General features: G+C 63.2%; 20 protein-coding genes and 1 riboswitch. Of the genes, 13 read left to right on the top strand and 7 right to left on the bottom strand.

Translation table 11 applies throughout. The features are described 5' to 3' along the window. The first annotated feature begins 27 nt into the window (after positions 1-27). The 3 genes from K0B96_RS14430 to K0B96_RS14420 all read left to right on the top strand — a co-directional run bounded on the left by K0B96_RS14430 (position 28) and on the right by K0B96_RS14420 (position 3099). On the top strand, positions 28-1506 hold the full coding sequence (locus K0B96_RS14430) for a carboxypeptidase M32 (RefSeq protein WP_220161586.1): 1479 nt from the start codon (positions 28-30) through the stop codon (positions 1504-1506). A gap of 64 nt (positions 1507-1570) precedes the next feature. Next, positions 1571-2152, top strand: a complete 582-nt coding sequence (locus tag K0B96_RS14425) for a TonB family protein (protein ID WP_220161585.1) — start codon at positions 1571-1573, stop codon at positions 2150-2152. A gap of 143 nt (positions 2153-2295) precedes the next feature. Continuing rightward, positions 2296-3099: a TatD family hydrolase gene (locus tag K0B96_RS14420; RefSeq protein ID WP_220161584.1), complete on the top strand. Its 804-nt coding sequence runs from the start codon at positions 2296-2298 to the stop codon at positions 3097-3099. A gap of 241 nt (positions 3100-3340) precedes the next feature. On the opposite strand, the gene K0B96_RS14415 is transcribed toward K0B96_RS14420, so the two are convergent. Then, on the bottom strand, positions 3341-3640 hold the full coding sequence (locus tag K0B96_RS14415) for an HPr family phosphocarrier protein (RefSeq protein ID WP_220161583.1): 300 nt from the start codon (positions 3638-3640) through the stop codon (positions 3341-3343). A gap of 85 nt (positions 3641-3725) precedes the next feature. Between K0B96_RS14415 and kdsB the strand changes: the two genes are divergently transcribed. Both kdsB and K0B96_RS14405 read left to right on the top strand, forming a co-directional pair. After that, entirely contained in the window at positions 3726-4472 is a 747-nt protein-coding gene (gene kdsB / locus K0B96_RS14410; RefSeq protein ID WP_220161582.1) for a 3-deoxy-manno-octulosonate cytidylyltransferase, read from the top strand. A 201-nt stretch (positions 4473-4673) separates the two neighbouring features. Beyond that, on the top strand, positions 4674-6776 hold the full coding sequence (locus K0B96_RS14405; protein WP_220161581.1) for a glucosidase family protein: 2103 nt from the start codon (positions 4674-4676) through the stop codon (positions 6774-6776). Positions 6777-6819: 43 nt separating this feature from the next. Here the strand turns inward: K0B96_RS14405 and K0B96_RS14400 are convergent, their stop codons facing one another. From K0B96_RS14400 to carA, 3 genes are all read right to left on the bottom strand, one after another. After that, positions 6820-7212, bottom strand: coding sequence for a PIN domain-containing protein (locus K0B96_RS14400; protein ID WP_220161580.1), 393 nt, complete (start codon positions 7210-7212; stop codon positions 6820-6822). Continuing rightward, the gene (locus K0B96_RS14395) at positions 7190-7450 is read right to left on the bottom strand and encodes a type II toxin-antitoxin system VapB family antitoxin (protein ID WP_220161579.1); all 261 of its coding nucleotides are present in this window, start codon (positions 7448-7450) and stop codon (positions 7190-7192) included. The genes K0B96_RS14400 and K0B96_RS14395 overlap by 23 nt, the downstream gene beginning before the upstream one ends. 98 nt (positions 7451-7548) lie before the next feature. After that, positions 7549-8721, bottom strand: coding sequence for a glutamine-hydrolyzing carbamoyl-phosphate synthase small subunit (gene carA / locus K0B96_RS14390; protein ID WP_220161578.1), 1173 nt, complete (start codon positions 8719-8721; stop codon positions 7549-7551). Positions 8722-8887: 166 nt separating this feature from the next. Between carA and K0B96_RS14385 the strand changes: the two genes are divergently transcribed. Both K0B96_RS14385 and K0B96_RS14380 read left to right on the top strand, forming a co-directional pair. Continuing rightward, positions 8888-10093 carry a KamA family radical SAM protein gene (locus tag K0B96_RS14385; protein ID WP_220161577.1) on the top strand — a complete coding sequence of 402 codons (1206 nt, stop codon included), beginning with the start codon at positions 8888-8890 and terminating at the stop codon, positions 10091-10093. Positions 10094-10748: 655 nt separating this feature from the next. Then, positions 10749-10862: riboswitch (TPP riboswitch) on the top strand. A 159-nt stretch (positions 10863-11021) separates the two neighbouring features. Beyond that, positions 11022-13049 (top strand): TonB-dependent receptor, encoded by a 2028-nt coding sequence (locus K0B96_RS14380; protein ID WP_220161576.1) that lies wholly within the window; start codon positions 11022-11024, stop codon positions 13047-13049. Positions 13050-13123: 74 nt separating this feature from the next. Here the strand turns inward: K0B96_RS14380 and K0B96_RS14375 are convergent, their stop codons facing one another. After that, a complete protein-coding gene (locus K0B96_RS14375; protein ID WP_220161575.1) occupies positions 13124-14599 on the bottom strand; it encodes a hypothetical protein in 1476 nt (491 codons plus the stop codon). Positions 14600-14796: 197 nt separating this feature from the next. Here K0B96_RS14375 and K0B96_RS14370 point away from each other — a divergent pair, with 197 nt between their 5' ends. Together K0B96_RS14370 and K0B96_RS14365 are read left to right on the top strand one after the other, a co-directional pair. Continuing rightward, positions 14797-15393 carry a plasmid pRiA4b ORF-3 family protein gene (locus K0B96_RS14370; protein ID WP_220161574.1) on the top strand — a complete coding sequence of 199 codons (597 nt, stop codon included), beginning with the start codon at positions 14797-14799 and terminating at the stop codon, positions 15391-15393. A 225-nt stretch (positions 15394-15618) separates the two neighbouring features. Further along, positions 15619-15876, top strand: coding sequence for a hypothetical protein (locus tag K0B96_RS14365; protein ID WP_220161573.1), 258 nt, complete (start codon positions 15619-15621; stop codon positions 15874-15876). 144 nt (positions 15877-16020) lie between these two features. On the opposite strand, the gene K0B96_RS14360 is transcribed toward K0B96_RS14365, so the two are convergent. Then, positions 16021-17148, bottom strand: a complete 1128-nt coding sequence (locus K0B96_RS14360; protein ID WP_220161572.1) for a glycoside hydrolase family protein — start codon at positions 17146-17148, stop codon at positions 16021-16023. 156 nt (positions 17149-17304) lie between these two features. Between K0B96_RS14360 and K0B96_RS14355 the strand changes: the two genes are divergently transcribed. The 4 genes from K0B96_RS14355 to K0B96_RS14340 all read left to right on the top strand — a co-directional run bounded on the left by K0B96_RS14355 (position 17305) and on the right by K0B96_RS14340 (position 25335). Beyond that, on the top strand, positions 17305-20253 hold the full coding sequence (locus tag K0B96_RS14355) for an FAD-binding and (Fe-S)-binding domain-containing protein (protein WP_220161571.1): 2949 nt from the start codon (positions 17305-17307) through the stop codon (positions 20251-20253). A gap of 186 nt (positions 20254-20439) precedes the next feature. Further along, positions 20440-21792 (top strand): SGNH/GDSL hydrolase family protein, encoded by a 1353-nt coding sequence (locus K0B96_RS14350; RefSeq protein WP_220161570.1) that lies wholly within the window; start codon positions 20440-20442, stop codon positions 21790-21792. A 64-nt stretch (positions 21793-21856) separates the two neighbouring features. After that, positions 21857-23245: a glycoside hydrolase family 88/105 protein gene (locus K0B96_RS14345; RefSeq protein WP_220161569.1), complete on the top strand. Its 1389-nt coding sequence runs from the start codon at positions 21857-21859 to the stop codon at positions 23243-23245. A 56-nt stretch (positions 23246-23301) separates the two neighbouring features. Then, positions 23302-25335: a DUF4838 domain-containing protein gene (locus tag K0B96_RS14340; RefSeq protein ID WP_220161568.1), complete on the top strand. Its 2034-nt coding sequence runs from the start codon at positions 23302-23304 to the stop codon at positions 25333-25335. A 138-nt stretch (positions 25336-25473) separates the two neighbouring features. On the opposite strand, the gene K0B96_RS14335 is transcribed toward K0B96_RS14340, so the two are convergent. After that, entirely contained in the window at positions 25474-26712 is a 1239-nt protein-coding gene (locus tag K0B96_RS14335) for a trehalase family glycosidase (protein WP_220161567.1), read from the bottom strand. Positions 26713-26735: the final 23 nt, after the last annotated feature.

Genomic DNA, 26735 nt, shown 5'->3' with positions numbered 1-26735 from the left:
GCGGGCAAGTGCGCGTTCAGTGCGGCCATGAGCTCCGCGACGATGGATGAGCTGCGGCAATGGCTGCGGCGGGCGTTTACCTTGGATACGGTCGGGCAATTGCTTGGCTGGGACGAGCAGGTGAACCTGCCGGCGGCGAGCGCGGACCAGCGCGGTGAGCAGCAGGCGGCGATTGCGGAGCTGCAGCACGCGGCGGCGAAGGCGCCCCGCATCGGGGAATTGTTAACCGCGTTGGAAGGCGAGACGTTGAGCGCGGATGAGGCGGCGGTGGTGAAGCAGGCGCGGCGGGATTTCGACCGCGCGACGAAGCTGCCGGTCGAGTTCGTGCGGGAAAAAGCGCAGCAGGGCAGCCGTGGATACCATGCGTGGGCGGAGGCGCGCGCGAAGGCGGATTTCGGACTTTACGCGGCGGTGTTGGAGCGAAACCTGGATCTCGCGCGGCGGGAGGCGGCTTATCTTGGTTGGGCGGGGCGCGAATACGATTACATGATCGACAAGCATGATCCGGGGCTGAGTGCCGCGCGGATCGGAGCGTTGTTTGCGGAGTTGAAGCGGGAGCTGGTGCCATTCGCGCGGGAGGTGGTGGCGGCGGCAAGGCGTGAGCCGGCGGGGCTGGCGTGGCGGGGATTTGCGGTCGAGGCCCAGCAGGAGTTTTTGCGCGAGGTGACGGAGCGGCTCGGGTTCGACTACGAGCGCGGCCGGATTGATGTGTCGCTGCATCCGTTTTGCTCCGGCTCGGGCGACGACGTGCGAATGACGACTAGGTTCAAAGACGATGAGCCGCTTGATTCGCTGTTCAGCGCCATTCACGAGACGGGGCACGGCCTTTATGAACAAGGGTTGACGCGGGCGGATTTCGGAACCGCGCTGGGTATGGCGGCGGGGATGGCCGCACACGAATCGCAGAGCCGGTTGTGGGAAAACCAAGTGGGGCGGAGCCGCGGGTTCTGGCGGTTTTTCGAGCCGCGCTGGCGGGAGCGGTTTCCGGCGCAGACGGCGGGCGTGACCTCGGAGGCGCTTTATCGGGCGATCAACGCCGTCGCGCCGACGTTGATCCGGGTCGATGCGGATGAGGTGACGTATAATTTGCACATCGTGCTGCGGTTCGAGATCGAGCGGCGGTTGTTTGACGGGAGTCTGGCGGTGCGGGATCTGCCCGCGGCGTGGAACGCGGCGTCGGCGGAATTGATCGGGTTGACGCCCACGAGTGATCGGGACGGCGTGCTGCAGGATGTGCATTGGAGCGACGGCTCGTTTGGGTATTTCCCGAGTTACACGTTGGGAAACATGATGGCGGCGCAGCTATGGTATCGAGCGTTGGCGGAACGGCCGGCGCTGGAAGCCGATTTCGCCCGCGGGGAGTTTGGGTGGCTGCTGCAATGGCTGCGCACGCAGGTGCATGCGCAGGGACGGCGCTTCGACGCGCTGGAGTTGACGCAGCGGGTGACGGGCGAGGAGCTTTCGCCGCGGGCGCTCGTGCGGTATCTGCGGGAACGGTATGGCTGACCGGGGCGAAGGGGCGTGAAGACGCGGCTGGAATTTTCTTCGCTCCACGGCTAAAAGCCGGCCGATGAAACGAACCAAGTCGTCGGTCTGGCCGGTCCTTGCAGTCGGGGTGTTAATTCTGGGAGTCGCCGGTTGCAACACGGTGCCGGAACCCGATCCGGAGCAGGCTTATCTTCACGAGACCAACAAAGGATTGAAGGAGCAGGAGGCGCGGCGGTTTCAGGCGCCGGACGATCCGGACGCCGTGACTCCGGCGGAAGTAAATCGGGCGTTTGCCAAATCGCCGGGCTATCGGCCGCCGATATTTGGGCCGGATCAAACGGTGGAAGCGCCGAAGTTGCTGCACATCGAGTGGCCGCAATACCCGTCGTGGGCGGGGCATGAAGCCGCGCAGGCGCTTGTGACGGTGGCGGCGCGGATTGGGGTGGATGGACGGGTCATCGAGGCGCGCGCCGTGCGTTCGACGAATGTGCGATTGAATGAACCGGCGATTGAGGCGGTGAAGTTGTGGACGTTTGCAGCGGGCAAAGTGGATGGTGAGCCGCGCGAGTCCGTGTTCATCGTGCCGATCGAAGTGGGGCCGCAGGGCATGCATCTGCGGGAGGATCTCATGAGCGCGTCCTACTCGCCATTTCCCGGAGCGTGACGCGCGATCCCGCGATCCGCCTGACGCGATCTGCTGGCTACTCGTTGCGAAAGTAGACGCCTTGGGAGCGGCAAATCGCCGGGAAGAGCGGGAGCGACGGGGTTTCGCTGGCGGACGGAGGCGGAATGAGGGAACGTGGTGACATGTTGATCGATACGCACACGCATCTGGAAACGTTTGCGCGACAGGGCACACTGGACGCGGCGCTGGCGCGCGCGCGCGCGGCGGGGGTGGAGGCGATGATCACGATCGGCACGGCGAATGACGATTGGGCGTTGTATCGCGAGATCGCGGCGGCGCGGCCGGGTTTCGTGCATTACACGGTGGGGCTGCATCCGTGCTCCGTGGACGAAACTTGGGCGGCGCAGGTGGCGGAAATGGCGGCGTTTTGGGACGGGGAGAAAGGAGGTCCGCGGCCAGTGGCGCTGGGGGAGTGCGGACTGGATCGGTTTCATTTGCCGAAGGAACCGGCGGAGGCGGAGACGGTTTTCGCGTGGCAACGCGAGGCGTTTGCGGCGCAGTTGGCGTGGGCGAAGCGGCTGAATTGTCCGGTGGTGGTGCATTCGCGCGGCGCGTTTGCGGAGTGCGTGGAGATGATCGATGCGAGCGGAGTGGAGTGGGCGCGCGTGGTGTTTCACTGCTTCGTGGAAGGCGAGGCGGAGATGCGCGAGGTGATGCGCCGGGGCGGACGCGGTTCGTTTACGGGGATTTTGACTTACAAGAGCGCGGAGAACGTGCGGGCGGCGGCGAAGGTGCAGGGGCTGGAGCGCTTCATGGTCGAAACAGATGCGCCGTATCTCACGCCGGTGCCGCACCGCGGGAAGCCGAACGAGCCGGCGTTTGTGCGGCACACGGCGGAATTTGCGGCCGCGGAGGTGCTGGAGGTGCCGTTCGCCACGCTGGCGGCGGCGAGCACGGCGAATGCGCGGGCGTTTTTCGGACTTTGAAAGAAACGCGCCGTGCAATCCCGCAAAAAGCCAGCGCGGTTTCGTGAAATAGATCGCCTGTAAAGCGGTCGGGCCAGAGTGGCTTAAGTTTGGGGCGAGCCGCGGTGGCGAGGAGCGCTTAGCCTGCAGTTTGCGCTCTTTTTCGCGGGGTGAGGGCACCCCGCCCACAACAAGTTGGTGCGATTCGAACCGATCGGAGCGCGACGAAGAACGCGCTAAAGCGAGCGGGCGTTGGGCGACTTTACGCCTCGTCGAACTTGCGGGCGAAGAGCTGCTCCAACTCGGCGAGCATGGCGGCGGCATCGTCGCCGGTGGCGATGAACTTGACCTTCGAGCCCTTGCCAGCGGCGAGCATCATGAGGCCCATGATGCTCTTGCCGTTGACCTGCTCCTCGTCCTTTTCGACGAGGACGTCGGCTTTGAACTTGTTGGTGATCCGCACGATCATCGCGGCGGGACGGGCGTGAATGCCCATCTTGTTCTGCACGATCAGGTCCTTGATTTGGGGCTGACTGGCAGTGCTGGCGTCGCTTGGATTCATGAACTCGGTTAAACGGAAGGGCCGGGAAAGTCCGGGAAGGTGCGGCGGCTTGCAACCCAAAAACCGGGTGGGCAATGTCGGGGGCATGTTCCCGCTCGCGATCGTGGTGCCGTGCCGGTTGGAGTCTACGCGCTTCCCGCGGAAGCTGTTACATGAGATCAGGGGTAAGCCGTTGGTGCGCTGGGTGGCGGAGCGAATCGCCGCGGAAGCGCCGGAATTTCCGCTGTTTTTCGCGGTGGACGACGTGTTGCTGGCGAATTGCCTGAAGGGAGGAGGGTTCCGCATCATCATGACGAGTGCGGCACATGTGAGCGGCACGGATCGGCTGGCGGAGGCGAACCGGGCGGTGCGCGCGGAGCGGGTGATCAATGTGCAGGCGGACGAGCCGTTGGTGAGCGGCGCGCAGATCCGGGCACTGGCGGGTCTGCTGGCCGGCGGTGCGCCGATGGCAACTTTGGCGACGCGGTTTCAGACGGCGACGGATTTCGCGAATCCCAACCAAGTGAAGGTGGTGCTGGCGGAGGCCAGGCAGCGGGCGCTGTTTTTTTCGCGCTCGCCGCTGCCGTTCGCGCGCGAGCGGGGCGGGGTGGTCGACGATGCATGGGTGCGGGCGAATCCGTGCTACCGGCACCTTGGGTTGTATGCGTATGGCGCTGAGTTGCTGGAGAAGTTTGCCGGTCTGCCGGCCGGGAAACTTGAGCAGATTGAAAAATTGGAGCAGTTGCGTGTGCTGGAAAACGGCTACGAAATCGCGTGCGACCTGACAACGGACCCGACCATCGGCGTCGATACGCCGGAGGACGCCGTGAAGTTTGAGCAGTGGCTGGGATGAGAGAAGTGCAGGAGGACGTCGCTTCGTTCCCTGCGTGAACGTCCCGCGGGCGGTCAATCGGAGAGGATTTTGTCCAAGGTCTTTCCCTTCGCTAGTTCATCGACCCGTTTGTCGAGCTAGCAGATGCCGCGGAGCCAGCGGCATCGGGTTTAGTTCGCGCTTGCGGGCTCGCGAGCACGGCTCAACGGAAAGGGAATGAGCATGCACGTGCTGCGGAATGGGTTTTGGCGGGTGGTGGTCGCGGCGGAGCAGCCGCGCGTGGCGGAGTTGCAGTTCGATGCATGGGGCGAGGGAAAGTGGTGCGCCAATTTGTTGAAAACCGGCGCGCCGCGTTCGTCGCATTTGCCCCTCACCGGACCCGTTGGCGCGCAAAGCGTGTATGTCGATGCGTCGGGCAACTGGCGGCGGAGCGGGGAATCGTTGCTGGCAAGACTGAGCGCGGGCCGAACGGCGACGGAGGTGACATTGGGCGAGATCGAATTCGGCGCAGTGCGGGAAACGTGGCGCCTGCGGCTCGATGGAGCGCGGCTCACGTGGACGATCCGGCAGGAGTGGAAGGAAACCGTGGAGGTGGCGGACGCGTTGACGCCGGGGCTTTTCTTCGCGGCGGAGGCGGCGTGGGGCGAAGCGACGGTGTTTCAACTGTGGGAACGCGGAATGGCGGGCGATGGGTTTTATGGAAACGGCACGATTCTCGGCACCGAGTCGGTGACGGCGTGGACGCGGCAGACGCGGCGGGAAGGGGGCGGGTGGGTGGTCGCGAAGTTGTTGTCGCACGCGGTGCCGAACGGCGACTGGCGCGTGGCGACGTCGCACCACTTAAAGAAGGGCGAGATTTTGAACTTCGCGTCGGTGCTGGGACAGAGCGCGTGGTGCGACGCAGCCGGGCCGCGGACGTTTCGCGCGGGCGAGGTGGTCGAAACTGAAATCGCGTGGGAACCGGCGGCGAGCGAGACGGGCATGGCGCTCGGGGTGGAGGTGGAGCGCGGTGCGACGGGGTGGCGCGAGGCGGAGGTGACGCGGCGTTTTTTCGATGTGTATGCGAACTGCGGGATCATGGCGGACACGCAGCTGTGGCGGCTGGGGAATCAGCCGGCGGGTTATGTGGCGCTGTTTTGCCGCTACATGCAAAGTGAGATGCTGAAGTTTGGCGTGCCCCGCGGCGCGCTCGGACCGGCGAGCACGGATGGACAGGACGTGCTCGTGGGGGAAGTGACGCGGATGGCGGAAAATCTGCGGCGGAGCGGCACGGTGGGCGCAGGTTACCAGAGCAGCACGTCGCTCGATTTTTATCCGTCGTTTCTGGTGGCGATGCGGGATGTGTTGGTGGTGACGGGTGATCGCGAGAGTGGGGCGGAGTTGTGGGCGGGAGCGGAGGCGGCGTTGGCCCGGTTGCGGGCGCAACTCGCCGAGGGCGGCGGGTTGATCAGCACGGCGCGTGAGACCGGCAACGACTACTGGGACTGGATTGCGCGGACGGGGCACATCGGCTACGTAAATATCCTCGCGTGGATGGGACTGCGGGCGGCGAGCGAGGTCGCGCGATGGCTGGGGCGCGAGGACGAGGCGGCCGCGGCGGAGCGGGATGCGGCGGCCGTGGGCGCGGCGTTTAACGCGGAGTTTTGGAGCGAAGAGAAAGGGTTTTATGCCGACTGGGTGGAGGCGGACGGCCGCGGGCATTTTTATCTCTATGCGCCACCGCAGTTGATGGCGATTTGCGCGGGCATGGTGCCGGAGGAGAAGGCGCGGCGAGTGGTGGCGGCGATCCTCGCGCGGCGGCATGAGCTTGGGCCGGCGTGGGAAAATTGTTTCTCGATTCAGACGAACTTCTACGACGCGGAGACGCAGTCGTTTATGTTTCGCACGTTTGGGAGCGATGTGACGCGATTCGGGCAGACGATGAACGGGGGATGTCTGGCGTCGTGGAACTACCACTGGATCGGCGCATTGATGAAGACGGGCCATACGGCGGAGGCGGTGGAGGCGTGGCGGCGCGTGGTCGCGCGGTTCGAGCAGACGGCGCTCGTGGAGGGGTGCAACTATTGGGATTATCAGGGCGAGCCGAGTCGCACCATGATACCGGTGGAAATTCCGGGCGAGTTTCCGAGCTACGATCTGATTTCAGCGGAGCCGTTTTTGGCGGACCAAGGGCTCGTGGCGGCGGCGCTGCCGCGGTGGCTGTTGGGGGTGGAGCCGACGCTCGAGGGGGTGAAACTGGGGCCGGTGGCAGCGCCGGAGCTGACGCCGGCGCAGGTGACGTTGCGGCACCTCGGCGAAGAGCGGGTCGTCGAGGTGGGCGGTTAGGGGCGCGGAACTTACCAGAGCGGGGGTGTCCGGCGGCGTGCCTTCACGGCAGACGTTCCATTGTGCGCAGGCCGGGGATGTTTTGAAAGTGGGCGTCGCGCGTGAGCACGACTGCGCCGGCATGCAGGGCGCAACCGGCGATCAGCAGATCCTGGGAGGGCAACGTGCGGCCCTGTCGGTCGAGGGCCCATGCAAGATGGGTGGCGCGACCCCAGATGGCGTTCGTGGTCGGCACGTAAATCATCACGCTGAAACGCTCGCGGAAACGTTTGAGGACAGCGGGATCGCGCAGACCTCGGCAGACCTCGAGCATCACCATGCCACAGGTGCCAAACTCCCACTCTTCGAGGTGAGGCGAGAAGGTTTGAAATGGATCTACCCCGGCGCGAAGGGCGTCGATGTAGATGTTGCTATCAGGAAGGATCAGGTTGGCCATACGGCGAGCTGTCTTCGGCGGCGAGGCCGTGGTCGTCTATGGCGAGAGAGGCAGGATCGAAGGCTTCCCGAAGTTCGTCCGGAGCCAAGCCGAGACCCGCGGAAAAGAGCTCCTTCATCTTGTGCCGCCGCGCCATCTCGTTCAGCGCGATTTCGACGGCTTCGGTTTTGGTGGAGGCACCGGTGATCTTCATGACCCGGTCGAGGACTTCCTCGTCGATGTGCATCGTCATCTTCATAACGAATAGGTATGGCTACCCTGCCATACTGTGCAATAGAAAAGTATGGCTATTAAGCCATCACATTTAATTACAGCAAATTACGCTTACTGTCGAGGTCAGATTTTGCCGGCCTTGCGGGCTTCGACCATCTTGTAGAAATCCACGAACAGCGGGTCGGCGTCGTTTGGTCCGGGCGCGGCTTCGGGGTGATATTGCACGCTGAAAACGGGAAGCGTGTTATGGCGCAGGCCCTCGACGGTGTTGTCGTTGAGATTGATCTCGGTGACCTTGGCGCCGCGGCTTTCGATCGATTTGGGATCGGTGGCGAAACCGTGATTTTGCGCGGTGATGGAGACGCGGCCGGTCTCGATGTTTTTGACCGGCTGGTTGCCGCCGCGGTGGCCGAATTTGAGTTTGTAGGTCGAACCACCGAGCGCGTGTGTGATCATCTGGTGGCCGAGGCAGATGCCGAACGTCGGATATTCGGGCAGCAACTCCGTGACGGTTTGGTGCACGTAAGGGAGGGCGGCGGGATCGCCGGGGCCGTTGGAGAGAAAGAGGGCGTCGGGCTTTTGTTCGCGGACTTGAGCCGCCGTGGCCATGGCGGGAAAAACCTGCACGTCAAAGCCGTGCTGCACGAGTTTGCGAAAGATGCTGTGCTTCGCGCCGTAATCGAAGGCGGCGACGCGGAATTTTTTTGCCGGGGTGTGAGGCACGTTGAGCGAGGTGCCGACGGGGAGATAGGGGGTGTTGAAATTGGCGGGGTCGGTGGGGCTCCAGATGAAGGGCGCAGAGCAGGTGACGTCTTTCACGTAATCGGAGCCGCTCATATCACGCCATGCGCGGGCGCGTTCAACGGCCTCGGCGTCGGTGAGGGGCAGCGTGCTGAGGCAGCACTTCATGGCGCCGTCGACGCGAAGCTTTTTGGTCAGCGCCCGGGTGTCGATTTCGCTGATGCCGGGGATGCCGTATTGGCGGAGATAATCGTCGAGCGAGATCTGGCTGCGCCAGTTGCTGACGATGGGAGAGAGTTCGCGCACGACGAAGCCGGAGCACTTGGGAGCGCCGGCTTCGGCATCTTCGGGGTTGATGCCGTAGTTGCCGATTTGCACGGCGGTCATGGTGACGATCTGGCCGAAGTAGGAGGGGTCGGTGAGGATCTCCTGATAGCCGGTCATGGACGTGTTAAACACGCATTCGCCTGCGATGGTGGCGTCGGCCCCGAAGGCGCGGCCGCGAAAAATCGAACCATCTTCCAAAGCGAGGATTGCGGGTCGGAACGTAGGCATTGCAGGTTGACGAAATGGCGCGGGGCCCCGCGCGCAAGGGGAAAGCGAGGATTGCGGCAGGGCAGAAGGTCGCGAGACCGGTTTCGCGGTGCCACCGCTCGACGGATATTCGCTGCGCACCGTTTGACAGGAGTGGTTAGGACCCTAATCGTTCGCGTCACACACCATGCCTTACACCGAAGACCGCTCCACTTGGTTCGAGGGCCAGGGACTCTGGCAGCACGTTCCGGAATCGGATTGGCGCGACTGGACGTGGCAGCTCAAAAACCGCATCACCACGCTCGAGCAGCTCGAGCAGTTGATGACGTTGACGCCGGACGAGAAGGCCGGGTGCCTGTTTGCCAGCCACAAGCTTTCGTTGGCGATCACGCCGTATTTTTTCAATCTGATCGACCGTCAGGATCCGGATTGTCCGATTCGCAAGCAGGTGATTCCGCGCGCGGGGGAGCAGCAGATTGCGGCGGAGGAGATGCTCGATTCGCTCGGCGAGGATGAGCATTCGCCCGTGCCAGGCTTGGTGCACCGTTATCCGGACCGCGTGTTGTTTTTGGTGACGGACCGTTGCGCTTCGTATTGCCGGTATTGCACGCGCAGCCGGTTGGTCAGCAACGCGCAGGACTACAATTTTCATCCGGAATACGAGCAGGGGCTGCGTTATATCGAGTCGCATCCGGAAGTGCGCGATGTGCTGCTGTCGGGAGGCGATCCGTTGTTGCTTTCGGATAAGAAGCTGGAGCACTTGATCAGCCGTTTGCGAGCGATCCCGCACGTGGAGTTCATCCGCATCGGGTCACGCATCCCGGTATTTCTGCCGCAACGCATCACGCCGGCGCTGTGCGAGATTTTAAAGAAATACGGCCCCATCTGGATGAGCATTCACGTCAATCATCCCAAGGAATGCACGGCGGAGTTGCGCGATGCGTGCGAACGGCTGTCGTTTGCCGGCGTGCCGCTCGGCAACCAGAGCGTGTTGCTGCGAGGAATCAATGACGACGCCGACGTGATGAAGGCGTTGGTGCACCGGCTGCTACGGATGCGCGTGCGGCCCTACTACCTCTATCAGATGGACCTGATCACGGGCGGCGCGCACTTCAAGGCCGACGTCCGCAAAGGGATCGAAATCATCGCGGCGCTGCGCGGTCACACCACCGGTTATGCCGTGCCGCAATACGTCATCGATGCACCCGGCGGCGGAGGCAAAGTGCCGATCAACCCCGAGTATCTGGAAAAAATCACCGATGACGAAGTGGTTTTCCGCAACTACGAGGGCAAACGGTTCACTTACCCGTTGAAAAGCACGCCGTTGCCGGCCGCCCCCGAGACGGCTCCGGTTGAGCAAACGCCAGCGACGACCGCGCCATCGGCGAGGTGACGGAAAACGCCCTCACGCGGCGCAGGGTGGTTCGCCGGGGACGGCGGCCTGCGAATGGGTCGGTCTAGTCAAGGCGCTGCGAAAAATGTGAGCGCGGCAGTGCAGGCGCAGGCCAAGGCACGAAAAAAAGCGTTCAGAAAGACAATCGGCTGCGAGAGGAAGAAACGAATATTCGCAAATCGCTTATTAACAACGGTATACTGTGCATGAAAAGATCTGCACTTTTTTCTGCGTTTTTTTGAGCAGAAATCAAAATTCCGCGTCTAGCTTGGTGTAGTCAGCATCGTTCTTGGTGGAACGATGAATGTTTGTAGTTCTTACGGTTTGCTTGGTGTTAGGTCACACGAGCCGCTTCGCAAGAAGCGGCTTTTGTGTTTGCAGGCGGCAAACTTTGGCCCGCGTGGCGCCCGAAAAAATGTTGGAGAAAGAGTGAATTATTTTTGAGCGAATCGAATCCGCCTGCGTCTGTCTTTCCGTAGTCAGCATCGTTCTTTTTTGTTGGGGGACGATGAATGTTTGTAGTTTTTACGGTTTGCTTGGTGTTAGGTCACAATAGCCGCTTCGCAAGGAGCGGCTATTGTGTTTCCTGAGGACGCGCGGCGGGGAGGTGACGCAGGTTTGGCTTGCGCGCAATCCAACGAGAGCGCTTGTTTCGGCTCGCCTGTAGGGGTGTCCTCCGCGGAGGGCTGAGATTGCGGCACGATCGGCTGCTCGACCCTTCGAACCTGAAACGGATCATGCCGACGAAGGAAACAGCAGGCGCGCGAGTGGGCGTCTCGGAGGCGCCGCCCGTGGCGCCCCTTTTCTCGGGATTCCGCTTTGGGTCGGGCATCCAACGATGCAAATCCCGATACGAATTCTTACCACTGGAGTCGCTCTCGCCGCGATAACGGCGCTGGGCCGCGCGCAAACGGTGCCTCCGCCGGTCATGCTGGATCCAGTCCTCGTAACGGCGGATCTGTGGTCGTCACCGCTCGACCGCATGTCGGCGAGCGTCACGGTGATCGATGACGCGACCTTGCGGGCCGGCGCGGTGCAGCACCTCGGCGATGTGGCGAACGAAATTCCGAATCTGACGTGGACCGGCGGGACGTCTCGCCCGCGTTATTTTCAAATCCGCGGCATCGGCGAAAATTCGCAATACGAAGGAGAGACGCCCGACTCGGCCGTGCGTTTTCTCGTCGATGACCTCGATTTCACCGGATTGGGCGGCATCGGGAGCACCTTCGATGTGCAGCAGGTGGAAGTGTTGCGCGGACCGCAGGCGGGGGCGTTTGGCGCGAATGCGGCGGGCGGCGTGATCCGCCTCGTCACGCATGCGCCCACGCCGTTTTGGACGGGTTTCGTGCACGGCAGTGTGGGCAGTGACGATTTGCGCACGGGCGGCTTCGCCCTCGGCGGGCCCTTGGATGCGGGCCGGCCGGACCAGTTGATGATGCGGCTGGCGGTGGAGCAATCGAAGAGCGATGGCTTTCGCCATAATGTGTTTCTCAATCGCGACACCAATGCACGGGACGAATTCACCGCGCGACTGCGGCTGACGTATAATCCGAATCCTCTCTGGCGCTGGGATACCGCGGTGGTCTGGGCCGATCTCAACAATGGCTTCGACGAGTTCGCGTTGGATAACAACGGCCGGTTCACCTACAGCGACCAGCCGGGCCGCGACGTGCAGCGTTCGCTGGCCGGCAGTGTGCGCGGGACCTTCTCGGGTTGGCCGGACGTGCGGTTGACGACGATCACGAATGCAGTGCGAACGCGATCGATCTACAGTTACGACGACGATTGGACCTCGGCTTCGTATGCAAGCTTCAGTGACGATCGCCGCCTGCGCAACGTGTTCAACCAGGAGTTGCGCCTCGATTCAGCGGTGGCGAAAGGTGCGCTGGGCTGGATCGACCGTTGGACGCTCGGCGCATTCTTTGCCCGGCTCGACGAGACGAGCCATTACACCGACACAAGTGCTTACGAGATCAGCGGCCTGGATACCCGCTACCGTGCGGACAACACCGCGCTTTTTGGGCAGATCGCGCACGACTTCACCTCGCAGACACGCGTCATCGTTGGTTTGCGCGTGGAAGGAATTGATCTTCGCGGCGGCGGCGTAAAAACGAAGTTTGATCCAATCGCCGGCACGTCGGCACCGCCCATCGCGTTGAACCCCCGCTTCGATGTCACCATGTTCGGCGGTAAACTGACAATCGAACACGACCTGAGCCCGAGAGCGGTGGTGTTTGCCTCGGTGACGCGCGGTTACAAGGCGGGCGGGATCAATGTCGATGCGCGCATCGATCCAACGGCGGATCCGCTGACCTACGGCACGGAGACGTTGTGGAATTACGAAGCCGGTTGGCGCGGGCACTCGGTTGATCAACGCCTGCGCGGCGAACTCACGGTCTTCTACCTGGACCGCCACGCCACGCAGGTGCGGGACTCGGCGGGGTTTGGCGGCAGCTACCGATTCTTCACCGACAACGGTCAACGCGCGCACGTGACGGGAGCGGAGGCGACGGCGACGTATCGAATGACGGCGATGTGGTCAGTGCGGGGCACCTTGGCGCTCATGGATTCGGAACTGGAGCCGTTTGTGTTGAGCAACGGCAACGCGGGCGGCGGTCGGCGGTTGGCGAATACGCCGGCCTACGGCTTCACGGTGGGCGCGCACTACGGCGCGAGCCGGGGGGTGTTTGGCGACGTCGACCTGCTCGGACGGGCGAGCCAGTATGATTCGAACGACCAGGATCAGCAGCGTCGCGCCTACCATCTCGTCAATGCGAGTGTCGGTTACGTGTGGCGCGACTGGACGTTCACGGTGTGGGCGAAGAATCTGTTCGATGAACGTTACGAGAAGCGCGTGTTTTTCTTCGGCAACGAGGATCCGGACTATATCGAGACGCGTTACGAAGATCGCGCTGATCCTCGCCAGGTGGGAGCGACGGCGACGTATCGATTTTAATGGCGGCCAGCGCGCTCGAAGGGGCCGGCGGCCGACGTGACGGGTAGGCACGCACCCGCGGGTTCCGCGCGCCGTCAGTGCGATTCGGTGAAACTGGTGATCGAGTGCCACTCGAACACTTCTTGCACGAGCACGCGTTCGGCCTTGGCGATCGCGCGCTCAAGGCCGGCCCACGTCTGGCTGAAAGCAATTTCGCGGCGCGCCGTCACGAGCCGCGCGCCGATCTCATGATAACGGGCGACGCGGCGATGCAGGTCGTTGATGGAAATCAGCGAAATGAAGGCGGCCGCCACGACGGGCAGCACGATCGGGCCAAAATAATAAAGGAGCTCGGCGGCGGGGCGCGGGAGCAGCTCCAGGCCGAAGACTTCATCCAGCGCGTAGAGTGCGGTGAGCGCGATGGCCGCGATCGTGCTCGCGCCGAAGCCGAAGCGCAGGCGCGCGAGCAGCGGCTCGGCCTTGGCTTTCTGCCGCGCGAAGTAGGCGAGCTGGTCGTCGATGCGCGTGCTGAGGTATTCTTGTTTGAACCGCTCGAAGTCGCGCGGCTGCCCGCGGGCGCCCCGGCGGTGGAGCACATCGAGTGAGCGGCGCAGCGGTTCGAGGCCCACCCAGTCAAAATCGGCAAACAGCCGGGTGGCGCGCGGCAGGCCCCAGATCGCGAGCGCCGAGCGGGTGATTTCGGCGGCGAGGCGGCAGCGCGTCCAGCGGCTTTGCGTGCTTTGCCGGCGCATGTAGTAGGCCACGCCGAGGGCGCCGAGGAGCAGCAGGAGTTTGCCGACGGGCAAGCCGCCCCAGTGCCAGCCGAATGCGAGCGCCGCCGTCGCGAGAGTGGTCGCGCCCACGTGCAGCCAGACCGTGAGCGCCGTCAGGCGGCGGAAATGCGGGGAGCTGTGGGTCGCGGTGTCGTCGAGTTTGCGTTGAAAGGCGGCAATTTGTTCGCGGGCATCGGCGTTGTCTGCCGTGGCCGGACCGGGCACGGCGTTAAGGAAACGCAGGTGCGCATCGTGGAGGCGGAGCGCGGCGAAATTCTCCCGGCGGACGGAAAGATCGAGCGGGTTGATGATGACGAGCGGCACGTCCATCGCCCGCGCATAAGCGATGATGTCGCCCGTGCCGCCTTTGCCGCGCGCGGGCAGGCCGTCCCACACGGCGAGGAGCACATCGCAGCGGTGCACGAGTTCGTAGCCAGCGGTAAGATACGCTTCCTCACGCGAGCCTGGCTCGGCGACGACTTCGATCAGTTCGGCGCGGTCAAGGGTGGCGCGCACTTCGCGCCAGTCCTCGGGCGCGAAATCCTGCTGAAAATCCCCGATAGGGAGCGGCAGCGTGACTTCCCAGCCGAGTCCAAGGTCCAAAGCGGTGCGAGCGAACAGGAGGTCGGCGCCAGCCGCGGCGGAGGAGCGGGCGATCCATTCGCCCGGCGATTCGCGACGCAGGGCGGCCAGCTCCTGGCGGAGCAATGCGCCCACGGCTGCCGGGTCGGCAAGCTGTCGATGCCCCGTAAAGCTCACGAGGTGAAAGAACGGCAACTGGGCAGGCGCGGCGGACATCACGTGAAATCGACGTGGCAGGCCGAAAAAGGTGTGGCAAGGCCTAACCCCGTTTGGCGTGCGTGCGGTGGTGACTATGTGTGCCGCGGTTGGCGGTGCCGGTAAGCAATCGGTCGCGGTGCGTCTGCTCGGGTGAAGCGAGGTCGACCGCGACCGTTCTTGCGCGCGCAAGGCGGGGAGGTTGAGCTACCGGCGGTATGATCGGACTTCACGAAGGACGCGGGGCCAAAGCGAAGAAGGTGCGCGAGCGCACCTTTACGTTGCGGTTGTCGGTGGCCGGCACTGAGCCATCGATCTGGCGGCGTCTCGTCGTGCGCGAATCCATGTGGCTCTCCGGCTTGCACGACGCGATCCAGGTCGCGCTGGAGTGGTTCGACTACCAGACGCACGTTTTTCAATTCGACGACTTGCGCTTCGGCAATCCGGTGAAGCGCGACGACTTGCTCGTGGAGGACGACCGCGACGTCACGCTCGGCGAGGCGGGGTTGGATCAGCGCGAGCGGTTTCGGTATTGCTATCACTTCGGCGAAGGCTGGTCGGTCGATCTCGTCGTGGAGAAGATCGGCGAAATGGAAAAGGGCGTGCGTTACCCGTTGTGCACGGCGGGAGAGCGGGCTGGGCCGCCGGAGGATTGCGGCGGACTCGAAGCGTTTCACGATCTTTTGAAGAGCCTCGCGGAGCCGGACACGGAGCTGGGACGCGAGTGGCGGGAGTGGGTGGGGCCTGATTACGACCCGAGCGTTTGCAACCTCGATCGGATCAACCAAGGGTTGCGCAAGTTGCGGCAGACCTGAGCTTAGGACACGCTAGGATCGGCGCAGCGAGGCGGCAGCCCGAGAGCGGGGACGCGGACGGAGTTAAGACGCGCTGTTGCGGGTGAGAGCCGGACTGCTGTCGGGCCAAGAAGCACACGGGCCATTGACGAGCAGGGGAGGACCGTTAATGGTGCGTTTGTTCTTTGCCTGTTGGTGGTCGGCCAGGAGGCCTTGGTGCCATGCACTTGAGTCCTCCGTCCGATCATGAACAAAAAGTCCAAGACCATGTATGTCGTGCATCCGGGCTGCTACGGCTCGGGAGCGATGATGCTCGCCACGTATGAGTTTCCTGAAAACTCGCGTGAAGAGGCAGATTTGCCCCCGGCTGCAGAGTTGCCCGCCGAGACACGGCTGCAAAATCAGGAGAACCGTGACTGGTCCCAGACGGTGGTTCGCTTCCCAGAGGCGTTCCGTCGCTTGATCTGGTCCCCGCTGCGTAAAACCCTGCGGTTCGCAGCATAACAGAGAAAACAATACCGGGGCGGAGGAGAAATCCTTCGCCCCGGTTTAATTTTTTACAGGCAGCAGCAAGCGAAGGTCCGGCGCGGACCGAGCGACCGAGCGGAGCGCCTTATCACAGGAAATCGCCGAGAAAGGGGACGGCGGTCACTGGCCAGGAAGGTGCAGTTGATCTGGGTGCCCGGGAATCGCGACCGCGCGCGGGCAAGAAAACCCCCACATATCCCAGTGGCCTTCGATGTAATCATCGCTCTTGGGTCGCGGACAGGCTTGAACGAACAGATACCAATCGTGGTTGATCTCGTAGAGCGCAGGTGTGGCGACGTGATAATGGGCGTCGTCGCGATACACACCGGTCCAAGATGTCTGGAGAGCGAAATCGAGATCAAGCTGACGCCAGCCACGGTCCGGCCGGTCGCTCACGGCGAAGACCGGCCGCCACCGCTGACCCCGGTTCTTTCCGACCTCCATGCATAGCACATAAGTGGAACCGATTTTCGATATTTGGTGCCATTCGTAGTAGGCATCGGGAGTCGAGGCAAAGATCTGGCCCATCCCCCGCGGATCGTCGCGGTTGAAGTGGCGCGTCCAGTGTTTGCCGTCTTTCGAGGTGGCGAGTCGGAGGCCGGGGAGAATGCCATCCTTACCGCGATAGGAGTAATACATAAACCACCGCCAAGCGTGGGTCGCGGCATCCCTTTCGCGCCAGACCGCGGATTGCGATGCCATTTCTTCAAGGAACGGTTTCTCCGGGCGGGGTGCCAGCACGGGAACATCGCCGAATCGAGCGATATTTTCCGGCCGGATGGAGCTGTAGCCGTCCTTGCCCGCCGGACAAATTGCGAGGCCGATGTGGTCTTGGATCGAGCCAGAGGTGCCCGAATAGTAAATATAGTAGGCATCCTCTTCCGGCACATAGAGCACGCAGTCGAGGCGGATTGTGCCGTGGTCCCAACTGCCAGCCGGGCCGGGCGAAAAAACCGGGTTGGACGGATCGAGATGCCAATGCAGCGGATCCGCGGCCTCGGCCCAGGCCTTGCCGATGAACGCGACGGCGCGATTGGTCGCGGGCACACCCGAATAGAAAATGACCAGGCGCCCGGGTTGCTTGGGGTTGGGCAGAATGCAGGGCTCCTGCACTTGCTGAGATTGCCAGCTGTAAGCGAGTCGATCAACGACGCGAACCGCAGCAGGTGAGGCGGCCATGGCGGAGAGAAGAGAACCAAAGAAGAGGAATGTGATGACGAACGCGAGCCAGCGCGGAGAAGGTTTCACGCTGCGGGTTTGGAAAAGGCGCGGGGGTTACGCAAGTCCAGCGCGACGAAGACCGGTGCGTGTTCATGACCGCGGTGAGGCGATTTCACTCGCATCAGCAGCGCCGCGATTTCGAAGCTCGCCTGCCGAAAGGTGCGGCGCACTCTCGCAAAACCCATGCGCACGCCGACCTCTCCGGATTACGCTTCTTTGGCCAACTCCTTGACGGGTGAGTTGCACTCCGGCCGCTTGTTGCGGCTGCTGTATTCGACCGACGCGTCGGAGTATCAGGAGCTGCCCGCCGCGGTGGCGTTGCCGAAAACAGAGGCGGATGTGCGGGCGATTTTGAATTTTGCGCACGAACACCGACTCGGGTTCATCCCCCGCGCGGCGGGCACCTCCCTGGCCGGGCAAGTCGTGGGCGCGGGGATCGTGGTCGATCTCGGCCGGCATATGAATCGCATTGTGGCTTTCAATGCGGACACCCGGCGCGTGCGCGTGCAGCCCGGCGTGATCCGCAACGATCTCAATGCGTTTCTTCAGCCGCAGGGTTTTCTCTTTGGTCCGGAAACTTCCACGGCGAATCGCGCCATGATGGGCGGGATGGTCGGCAACAATTCCTGCGGCTCGAATTCGCTCGTTTACGGTTCCACGCGTGATCACCTCGTCGAGGCGCGGGGCTTTTTGAGCGATGGCAGCGAGGTGACGTTCGGCCCACTGACCCGCGCGGAGTTCGCCGCGAAGTGTGCCGGGCCGGACTCGCTGGAAACGAAAATCTACCGCGAAGTGCGCGACTTGCTCGGCGCCGCGGACAACCGCGCGCTCATCCGCGAGAGTTTTCCGAAGGCGACCGTCACGCGCCGCAATACCGGGTATGCGCTCGATGCGTTGATGGATTGCGCGGTGTTCGACGCGGAGTCGGAGCGGCCATTCAATCTGTGCCGCTTGATCGCCGGCTCCGAAGGCACCTTGTTTGTCGGCGTCGAGTTTGAGTTCAACGTCGAGCCGCTGCCGCCGGCGGGCGCGTTGTTATGCGCGCATTTCGCGACGGTGCAGGAGGCGTTGCGCGCGACGCTGCTGGCGCTGCGGCACCGACCGAGCGCGTGCGAGTTGATCGACCGGCACGTGCTCGACTGCACGAAGGAAAACCTGGAGCAGGCGAAGAACCGCTTTTTCGTGCAAGGCGATCCCGGGGCGATCCTCGTCGTGGAAATCAAGCGCGAGCAGCGGGAGGAAATCGAGGCGGAGTGTCGGGCGCTGGAGGCGGAGCTGCGGGCGGCGGGGCTGGGTTACGCGTTCCCGGTGTTGTGGGGCAGCGATGGCGCGAAGGTGTGGGATCTGCGCCGCGCCGGGCAGGGCGTGATGAGCAACGTCGTCGGCGATGCGAAGCCGCGCGAGATCGTCGAGGACACGGCGGTGGCGGTCGAGGATTTGCCGGCCTACATTGCCGAGTTCGATGCGTTGATGCAGGGGAAATACGGGATCAAGTGCGTCTATTACGCGCACGCGGGAGCGGGTGAATTGCACACGCGGCCGCTCTTCAATCTGAAAACCCCGGAAGGATTGAAGATGTTTCGCGACATCGCGACCGATGTGGCCGCGCTCGTGAAAAAATACCGCGGTTCGCTGAGCGGCGAACACGGCGATGGGCGGCTGCGCGGTGAATTCATCCGCTTCATGGTCGGCGATGATTGCTACGCGCTCATGCGCCGGGTGAAAGAGACGTTTGACCCGACCCACGTGTTGAATCCGGCGAAGATCATCGACACGCCACCGATGGATACATCGTTGCGCCACTCGCCGGGTGATCCGGACCCGGATTACAAAACGGTGTTTAACTTCAGCGGCACACAGGGGGTGTTGCGCGCGGCGGAGAAGTGCAACGGCTCGGGCGACTGTCGAAAAACGGCGCTCTCCGGCGGCACCATGTGTCCGAGCTACATGGCGACGCGCGACGAGAAGGATACGACTCGAGCGCGCGCGAATATGTTGCGGCACATGCTCACGCATCCCCGCGATCCGGCGCGCCCGTTCGACAGCGAGGAAATCGCCACGGTGATGGACCTATGCCTCTCGTGCAAAGGCTGCAAAAGCGAGTGCCCGTCCAACGTCGATATCGCGCGTCTGAAAGCGGAGTGGTTGCAGCACTACCACGATGCCAACGGCGTGCCTTTGCGCTCGCGCTTGATCGCGGGGTTTTCGCGCTCGATGGCGTGGGCGTCGCTCGCGCCGGGCTTGTTCAACTGGACGGTGACGAACGCGGTGACGAGTCGCTGGGTGAAGAAGATCGCGCGCTTCGCCCCCGAGCGGAGCATCCCGAAGCTGCACCACACCACGCTGCGGCGCTGGCATGCGAAACACGCGAACAAAGCCGGCGCCGCGTCTTCGTTTCCGCAGGGCCGGGTGTATTTGTTCTGCGACGAATTCACGAATTACAACGACACCGAGATCGGCATCAAAGCGGTGCAGTTGCTCAACCGTCTCGGTTACGAAGTCGTCATCCCACAGCACGTGGACAGCGGTCGGGCGCAGCTTTCAAAAGGGCTCGTGCGCGCCGCGCAGAAACTCGCGATTCGCAACGTGGAACTGCTCGCGCCGGTCGTGTCGGCGGAGACGCCGTTGATCGGCTTGGAGCCGTCGGCGATTCTGGGATTCCGCGATGAGTTTCCGGATCTGGTGCCGGAGCGGCTGATCGGCGCCGCGAAGGCGCTGGCGAAGCACGCGCTGCTGTTCGAAGAATTTATCGCCCGCGAACGCGATGCCGGGCGGATCCGGCGCGAGGCGTTCACGACGGCAGCCCGGAAAATAAAATTGCACGGGCATTGCCACCAGAAGGCGTTGTCGTCGCTCACGCCGGCGGTGAAGGCGCTGGAACTGCCGTTGCATTACAATGTATCGATGATTCCCAGCGGGTGCTGCGGCATGGCGGGTTCGTTCGGCTACGAGGAGGAGCACTTTGCGGTGTCGCAGCAGGTGGGCGAACTGGTGCTGTTTCCGACCGTGCGAGCCACGCCGGAAGACGTTTTGATCGCGTCGTCCGGCACGAGTTGCCGGCATCAGATCAAAGACGCGTTGCACCGTCGCGCCTTGCATCCGGCGGAGATTTTGCACGAGGCGCTGGCCTGAATGGGAGCGGTTGGGTCGGGCTTCGGCGGGTCGGGCGAGGCGGGCATGGAGGCTTAGGCCGCTGGTTGGGAGCAGAGTGCGACGCGCGACGTAATTTGCTTGGTCATCCTGCTGGCGAACCATGGCGGCGGCCTGCAACCTGCGCGCTGACCCCCGCGTTTCCCCTCATGTCCCTTTATTTGCCCTATGTTCTTGGCCGGATGTCGGCGGCTTGCGTGCGCCACAAACACGTTTTCACGCTTCGGCTCGAGTTTTGCGCGGCTCGGACTGTGTTCCTTGCTGGCGATCGGAGGCGCGAGTGCCGCGGAGGCGACGGCCATGGCGCCTGAATATCTGGATTACATTCGGGCCAACGTGGCGTCGCGCCATGAGGTCGAGGTGTTTATAAACGATGGAGGCTGGGCGAAGTTCGATCCCGAGCTCGGTTATATCCTCGGCAACTCGATGCCGCACGATGGCTTCGAGAAGAGCATGACATTGTCCACGGCGCAGGCCAACGGCGCCCGCAGGTCGTTCATGTATCCGGCGCGGCCCTGTCGCATCAACACCTACGGCGACAGTTTCACGCAGTGTCATCAGGTGAACGACGGCGAGACGTGGCAGGAATATCTCGCCGGGCATCTGGGCGAACCGGTGCGCAATTTCGGGATGGGCGGTTACGGGGTTTATCAGGCCTACCGCCGCCTGCTGCGGGAGGAGACGACCGACCACGGCGCTGAATATCTGGTGTTCTATCTCTGGGGCGACGACCACATCCGGAGTCTGCTCCGCTGCCGGTATATGAATTTCCGCGAATGGACTGCGCGGCAGACGGAAATCGAGGGCGAAGGCGTCATGTTTCACGGCAACTTCTGGCCGAACATCGAAATGGATCTGGCGACCGGAAAAATGGTGGAGCACGAGAGCCGCATCCGCACGGCGGCGGACGTGTATAACATGACCAATCCGGACTGGATGGCGGAAAATATGCGGGGCGATCTCGCGCTGCAGATGAGTCTGTATAAAAAGGGTTTGATCCGGGCGCCCGATTGGGAGGCGCTGCGGAAGCTCGCCGGTTGGCTTGATTTCGCGGTGAATTGGGATGATCCCGCTCGTCGGGACGACGCGATCACAGGGTTGCTCGACGCATATAGCTTCGCGGCGACGAAATACATCCTGACCAAGGCGCAGGCGTTTGCCGCGGCGCAGCACAAGAAACTCCTCGTGGTGCTCTTCGATCCCAACCGCGTCACCCGCTCGCTGCTGGCGGGCGAAACCAGCCGTTATGACCAGCCGGTGGTGGATTTCCTCGCGCAGCACAACTTCAAGGTCTTCGACATGAATCTCGTGCACGTGGCGGATTTCAAGGCGTTCAACCTGAGCATCGACCGCTACTACGACCGCTACTTCATCGGTCACTACAGTCCGGCGGGAAACCATTTCTTCGCGACGGCCATTGGTGCCACCATCGCCGATTGGCTCGATCCCAAGCCGATCATTTACCGGACGGACCAGCATCAAACGACCGACTTCAAAGGCTATCTCGAAGGCCACAACTGACGCCACGGCCGCGCGCCTATGAACCCTGCGGCGCGTCGTCGTTTGCATCCGAATTCATTCCGTCATGACTCTGCACAAAATCGCCGTCGTTGTTCTTTCGTTCGCGCTGGGCGCGGCTTCCGCGCTGGCGGAAGGTCCGTATCGCAATCGCGACGCGAAGAATCCGCGCGATCTCGGCGAGGGCACTTATCCCGTGCCCTATCAGCGGCCGACGGTGCCGGAAATCACCGAGGCGCTGGGCCGCGTGCGCGATTATCTGGACCGCGTTTCGCCTCTTCGCATCGAGGATCGTGCGACCGGGAAAGAGATCACCGACTTTTCGTCGCCGGTAAAAACGGCGCGGGTGGACGATGGCAAGGCGGGCAACGGCATCATTTCCTATGAAATGGGAGTGGTGTATTCCGGCATGCTCTACGCGGCGAAGGTCACTGGCGATACGCGCTTCGCCGATTTCGTGGAGCGGCGGTTCACGTTCATCGCGCAACACCTGCCATATTTCCGGGCGGTCGAGGCGAAATTTGGATATCAGCGCGGAGACTTTTTCAAAGCGATCGCGCCCCGGTCGCTCGACGACAGCGGCGCGATGTGCACCGCCGTCGTGCGTGCCCGCCTCGCCGGCGTGGGGCCGGATTTGCAGTCGGTGATCGACACGTGGGCGGACTGGATTGCGCACAAGCAATTCCGATTGAGCGACGGCACGCTGGCGCGCGAGCACCCGCAGGCGCAGTCGGTCTGGGCGGACGATTTCTACATGGGCGTGCCCGCACTGGCGGAGCTGGGTCACCTCACGGGTGAGCGCAAGTGGTTCGACGATGCCGTGCAAAACGCGCTGGGCATGTCGGCCCGCTTGTATGATTCGTCGACCGGCCTCTACACGCACGGCTGGAGCGCGAACAATCCCGATGCGCCTCACTTCTACTGGGGACGCGGCATGGGCTGGACGGTGGTGGCGATGTGCGACCTGCTCGACGTGCTGCCGGCGGATCATCCCAGGCGCGAGGCCGTGCTTGCGCAGCTTCGCGCCGCGCTCCGGGGCGTGGCGCAATATCAATCGGGCTCGGGTTTCTGGCACCAGATGATCGATCGCAATGATTCGTTCCTCGAAACGTCAGGCACGGCGATGTTCACCTACGCGATTGCGCACGCGATCAATCAGGGCTGGATCAGCCCCGTGGTTTACGGACCGATTGCGCAGGCTGGCTGGGCGGCGTTGTCGACGAAGATCGATTGGGCCGGACGCGTGGAGGGTTCTGTAGTCGCGACGAATTACGCGGGGGACCAAGTGTATTACTACAACCGCCCGGTGCATTTCGCAGCGTTGCAAGGCTATGGCCCGATGCTGCTGGCGGGCGCGGAAATCATCAAGCTGATGCAAAATCCGGCGTTTGAAATCCGCTTTGAGGGACGCACGTATGACTACGTGCCGGTGAAGGGCGCAGCCGCGCCGCGCTGAGTTGGCCTGGTGCGCGGCAACCGCCGCGACGGGAGAAAAAAGAGAATTCTGACATGATGAAAAACATACTTCTTTGGGTGGTCGTTTCGGCGTGCGCGACGGGCGGACTGTTCGCCAGCGCGGAGAATGCGAAGCGACTCGCGGTAAAACCGGCGGACTGCGTCATCGTGGTGCCGGGAAACGCGAATGCCGTCGTGGCTTTCGCGGCGGAAGAATTGCGAACGCACCTGACGTTGATCGGCGGACGCGACGTGCCGGTGCGCACGCAGGCGAGCGCGGGCGAGTTTGCGCTGCATGTGGGCGTGCGCCCGGCGGGCGACGATCGGCCGCTCGCACCGGAAGAGGCGCGCTGGGTGATCGCGCCGGAGGGCGTCTGGTTGTTCGGCGATGATGCGGTCAATGTTGACCGGGGCGATGCGCGCGAGACGGCGACGGCGAAGGAGAATCGCACGGGCACGTTGTATGCCGTGTATGAATTGCTGGAGCAGAAGCTGGGCGTGCGGTGGCTGGAGCCGGGCGCGGCGGGTGTGGCGTTTACGCCTGAGGATCGTTTCGCGTTGCCGGTGGAGCGGGGCGCGTGGGTGCCCGCGCTGCGGCAGCGGCACATGCGGCCCGCCTACACCGACAACCTGCGCAAGATGGCGCTCTCGCGCGGCAGCGTGCCGGCGGCGTTCATCTTCGACACCGACGAATATGTCCGGCGCCGGGCCGACGAAGCCGTGTGGCAGCGGCGGATGCGGATGGGCCGCAGCGTGCAGTTTTTCTACGGGCATGCGTTCACCGAATGGTGGCTCGAATACGGAGCGGAGCATCCGGAGTTTTTCGCGTTGAATCGTGCAGGGAAGCGGGCGCCCGCGGCGGAGATCATGCAGGGTGCGCCGGACCGCATTAAAATGTGCGTGAGCAATCCGGCGCTGGCGCGCGAAGTGGCGCGACGGCACTTCACGGCGGGCCGTGGTCACGTGGTGAACGCGTGCGAAAACGACAGCCGTGGTTTCTGCCGTTGCCCGCAGTGCGCGGCATGGGATGTGCGGCTGCCGGGCGAAGAAAACCTCGATGTGGATTCGACCGAATTGCCGCTCACCGACCGGTATCTGCGTTTCGCCAACGCGGTCCAGGCGGAAGCGTTGAAATACGATCCGGCCGCGAAAACCACGTATTACGCCTACAGCGCCTACCGGTCGCCGCCGCGGCGCGAGAAGGTCGCCGACGGAGTGGTGATTTTTTTCATCACGAGCCATTTCTCCTCGGAGGAGGAGTTGCGAGGATTCTACGCCGCGTGGAAGGCCGCGGGGGCGAAGGAAGTTTATCTGCGGCCCAACGATCAGTGCGACGACACGGGACTGCCGCTGGGTTTCGAGCAAAACATGTTCGAGAAGATGCAACTCGCGAACAGCGCGTTTCACCTCACGGGAACCGACTACGACACGTGCTGGGGCTATTGGCCGGTGTCGGGGATGACCAATTACATCATGGCGCGGGCGTTTTATCGGCCGGAGCGGACCTTTGCGGAGTGGGAGGAGGAGTATTGCGCGGGGTTTGGCGCCGCGAGCGGCGCAATCCGCGACTATCACCGCTACTGGCGGCAGATTTGGAACGAGCGTATCCAGCCGAATCGCGAGCGGATCGTCGCGATGAGCGGAAAGCTGCGAGAGGTGAACGACAAGCTCATGCAGCTCACCAGCCTCCTCTACACGGAAGGGGATTTTGACGCGACCGACGCGCTGCTCGGCGCGGCCCTGCGGCCGGACCTCTCGCCAGCGACGCGTGCGAGAGTGGAAAACCTGCAACTGGCCAACCAGCACAGCCGACTCAAATTTCACGCGATGCGGTGTAATGAGCTCTTGAGCGCCGCGAGCGATGCGGAAAAGACCGCGGCGACGAACGCGCTCCTGGAGTTTAGGCGAGAGCATCAGCACGATCTCAACATCAACTGGGAATCGATGTTTTACATGGAAAACATCTACGAGGATATCTGCGGCGTGCAGCGCCTCGCCGGCACTCAAGGCAAGCGCTGGGCGGAGTGGGGAGAGATGCTGAAAGCGTCGATCAAGCCGCTCAGATCGTCCGACGAAGCGCCATTGCGGTAGACATCACCAGCGCCCGGCACGCCGCATCGACGGCGACGGCGTCGCTGGGCGGAGCACGGTTTTGCACCAAGCGTTTTCGCGGCGCGTTTTCCGGCGCCGGTCGGGTGAAGTGGCGGATTTTCTTCGTGGCAGCGCGAGTCAGCGCTCGAGCACCTCGGCGGCGTGGAGGAAGCCGCCGGCGGTCCAGCCCATCATCGGCGGCATTTTGTATTCGTCGGCGACATCGATGCCGCCGGTCAGCGCGTTATACTTTTCCCAGAGCTGGCCGGTCTGCTCGAGATTGCGTGCGCACGTGAGCACGTATTTTTCGGCGAGGCGTTTTGCCTCGGCGACGTAACCATAGCGCAGGAGGCCGAGGAGCGCCGCGGTCTGGATCGGCGGCCAGGCGTTGGGGGCATCCCATTGGTAAGTGTTGGCGGAGGTGTTGCTACCTTCGGCGCAGGTGATGAGACCGTGGGCGCGCTCGACCAGCGGGAGGTTGCGCACGAGCGCGGCGGCCTGGGCGTCCGAGCAGATGCCGGACCAGAGCGCAAAATACGGCGCAGCGGAGACGACGGAGCCAGGGCGTTGGTTCGCCCAATCGTAGTCGAAGTAGTAACCGCGTTGTTCGTTCCAAAGGTAGCGGTCGACGAGGGCGCGACGGTGGCTGGCGCGGTCGCGCCAGAGTTGTTCGTCGGAGGAGAGCCCGAGGTCGTGTGCGAAATCGCCGGCGATGGTTTCGAAGAGGAAGAGCACGCCGTTGGTGTCGACAGGATTGAAGTCGGCGGCGCGTTGGCTGAAGCGGGGATTGAAATCCCACACTTCGCATTCGGCCATCTTGTGCTTGAGGTAAACCAGGCGCGCCGCGGGCTCCTCGGGGATGTCGCGCAGGCGGTGGCTGATCACTTTGTAGAAATCGGCGAGCGTGACGGGATCGGCGTGCGTGCCACACGTCGCGAGGCCGTTGGGGGCCGTGCGGAGCGCCATCCAGAACGCGTATTCTTTTACGAGTGCCGCGTAAGCGCGGGGCAGAAAAGCGCGGTCCTGCGTGTGGCGATAGATGTCGGCGAAGAGCGGGGCGGAGACGGGGACTTGCGAGCGATTGAGCGCGATGCGGACGGAGATGTTGGGCACGAAACCGAGTTGCTCAATGCAATGGAGGACGTTCTCGGCGTTGTTCAACGCCTGCGCGGCGCGGCCTTGGCGGAGAAGGCCAAGGTTGGTGAAGTAGGTGTCCCAATAGAAAAACAGCCACATCGTGGGATCGGTCGAGGGCACGGTGTGCGGGCGCGGAAGGGGAAACTCGCGGACGGACTCGGCGCGCGAGTCACGAAACGTCTTTTCCCAATTGGCGTCGATGTAGCTCCGAGTCGTGGCGATGGCGGCGGAAAGATTCACGGCGCGCAGGCATGGCGGGTTGC

The sequence above is a fragment of the Horticoccus luteus genome (assembly GCF_019464535.1).
In the GTDB taxonomy this organism is placed as follows: domain Bacteria; phylum Verrucomicrobiota; class Verrucomicrobiia; order Opitutales; family Opitutaceae; genus Horticoccus; species Horticoccus luteus.
The sequence above is the reverse complement of the archived record's forward strand: the minus strand, read 5'-3'. Positions and strand labels throughout refer to the sequence as shown.

What these genes read in the sequence shown, in the direction of transcription:
- K0B96_RS14405 (WP_220161581.1), top strand. Translation starts at nt 4,674, where the DNA reads ATGCACGTGCTGCGGAATGGGTTTTGGCGGGTGGTGGTCGCGGCGGAG.
- kdsB (WP_220161582.1), top strand. Translation starts at nt 3,726, where the DNA reads ATGTTCCCGCTCGCGATCGTGGTGCCGTGCCGGTTGGAGTCTACGCGC.
- K0B96_RS14375 (WP_220161575.1), bottom strand. Translation starts at nt 14,599, where the DNA reads ATGTCCGCCGCGCCTGCCCAGTTGCCGTTCTTTCACCTCGTGAGCTTT.
- K0B96_RS14370 (WP_220161574.1), top strand. Translation starts at nt 14,797, where the DNA reads ATGATCGGACTTCACGAAGGACGCGGGGCCAAAGCGAAGAAGGTGCGC.
- K0B96_RS14345 (WP_220161569.1), top strand. Translation starts at nt 21,857, where the DNA reads ATGACTCTGCACAAAATCGCCGTCGTTGTTCTTTCGTTCGCGCTGGGC.
- K0B96_RS14385 (WP_220161577.1), top strand. Translation starts at nt 8,888, where the DNA reads ATGCCTTACACCGAAGACCGCTCCACTTGGTTCGAGGGCCAGGGACTC.
- K0B96_RS14380 (WP_220161576.1), top strand. Translation starts at nt 11,022, where the DNA reads ATGCTGGATCCAGTCCTCGTAACGGCGGATCTGTGGTCGTCACCGCTC.
- K0B96_RS14340 (WP_220161568.1), top strand. Translation starts at nt 23,302, where the DNA reads ATGAAAAACATACTTCTTTGGGTGGTCGTTTCGGCGTGCGCGACGGGC.
- carA (WP_220161578.1), bottom strand. Translation starts at nt 8,721, where the DNA reads ATGCCTACGTTCCGACCCGCAATCCTCGCTTTGGAAGATGGTTCGATT.
- K0B96_RS14425 (WP_220161585.1), top strand. Translation starts at nt 1,571, where the DNA reads ATGAAACGAACCAAGTCGTCGGTCTGGCCGGTCCTTGCAGTCGGGGTG.
- K0B96_RS14355 (WP_220161571.1), top strand. Translation starts at nt 17,305, where the DNA reads ATGCGCACGCCGACCTCTCCGGATTACGCTTCTTTGGCCAACTCCTTG.
- K0B96_RS14430 (WP_220161586.1), top strand. Translation starts at nt 28, where the DNA reads ATGAGCTCCGCGACGATGGATGAGCTGCGGCAATGGCTGCGGCGGGCG.
- K0B96_RS14365 (WP_220161573.1), top strand. Translation starts at nt 15,619, where the DNA reads ATGAACAAAAAGTCCAAGACCATGTATGTCGTGCATCCGGGCTGCTAC.
- K0B96_RS14420 (WP_220161584.1), top strand. Translation starts at nt 2,296, where the DNA reads ATGTTGATCGATACGCACACGCATCTGGAAACGTTTGCGCGACAGGGC.
- K0B96_RS14350 (WP_220161570.1), top strand. Translation starts at nt 20,440, where the DNA reads ATGTTCTTGGCCGGATGTCGGCGGCTTGCGTGCGCCACAAACACGTTT.
- K0B96_RS14415 (WP_220161583.1), bottom strand. Translation starts at nt 3,640, where the DNA reads ATGAATCCAAGCGACGCCAGCACTGCCAGTCAGCCCCAAATCAAGGAC.
- K0B96_RS14400 (WP_220161580.1), bottom strand. Translation starts at nt 7,212, where the DNA reads ATGGCCAACCTGATCCTTCCTGATAGCAACATCTACATCGACGCCCTT.
- K0B96_RS14395 (WP_220161579.1), bottom strand. Translation starts at nt 7,450, where the DNA reads ATGAAGATGACGATGCACATCGACGAGGAAGTCCTCGACCGGGTCATG.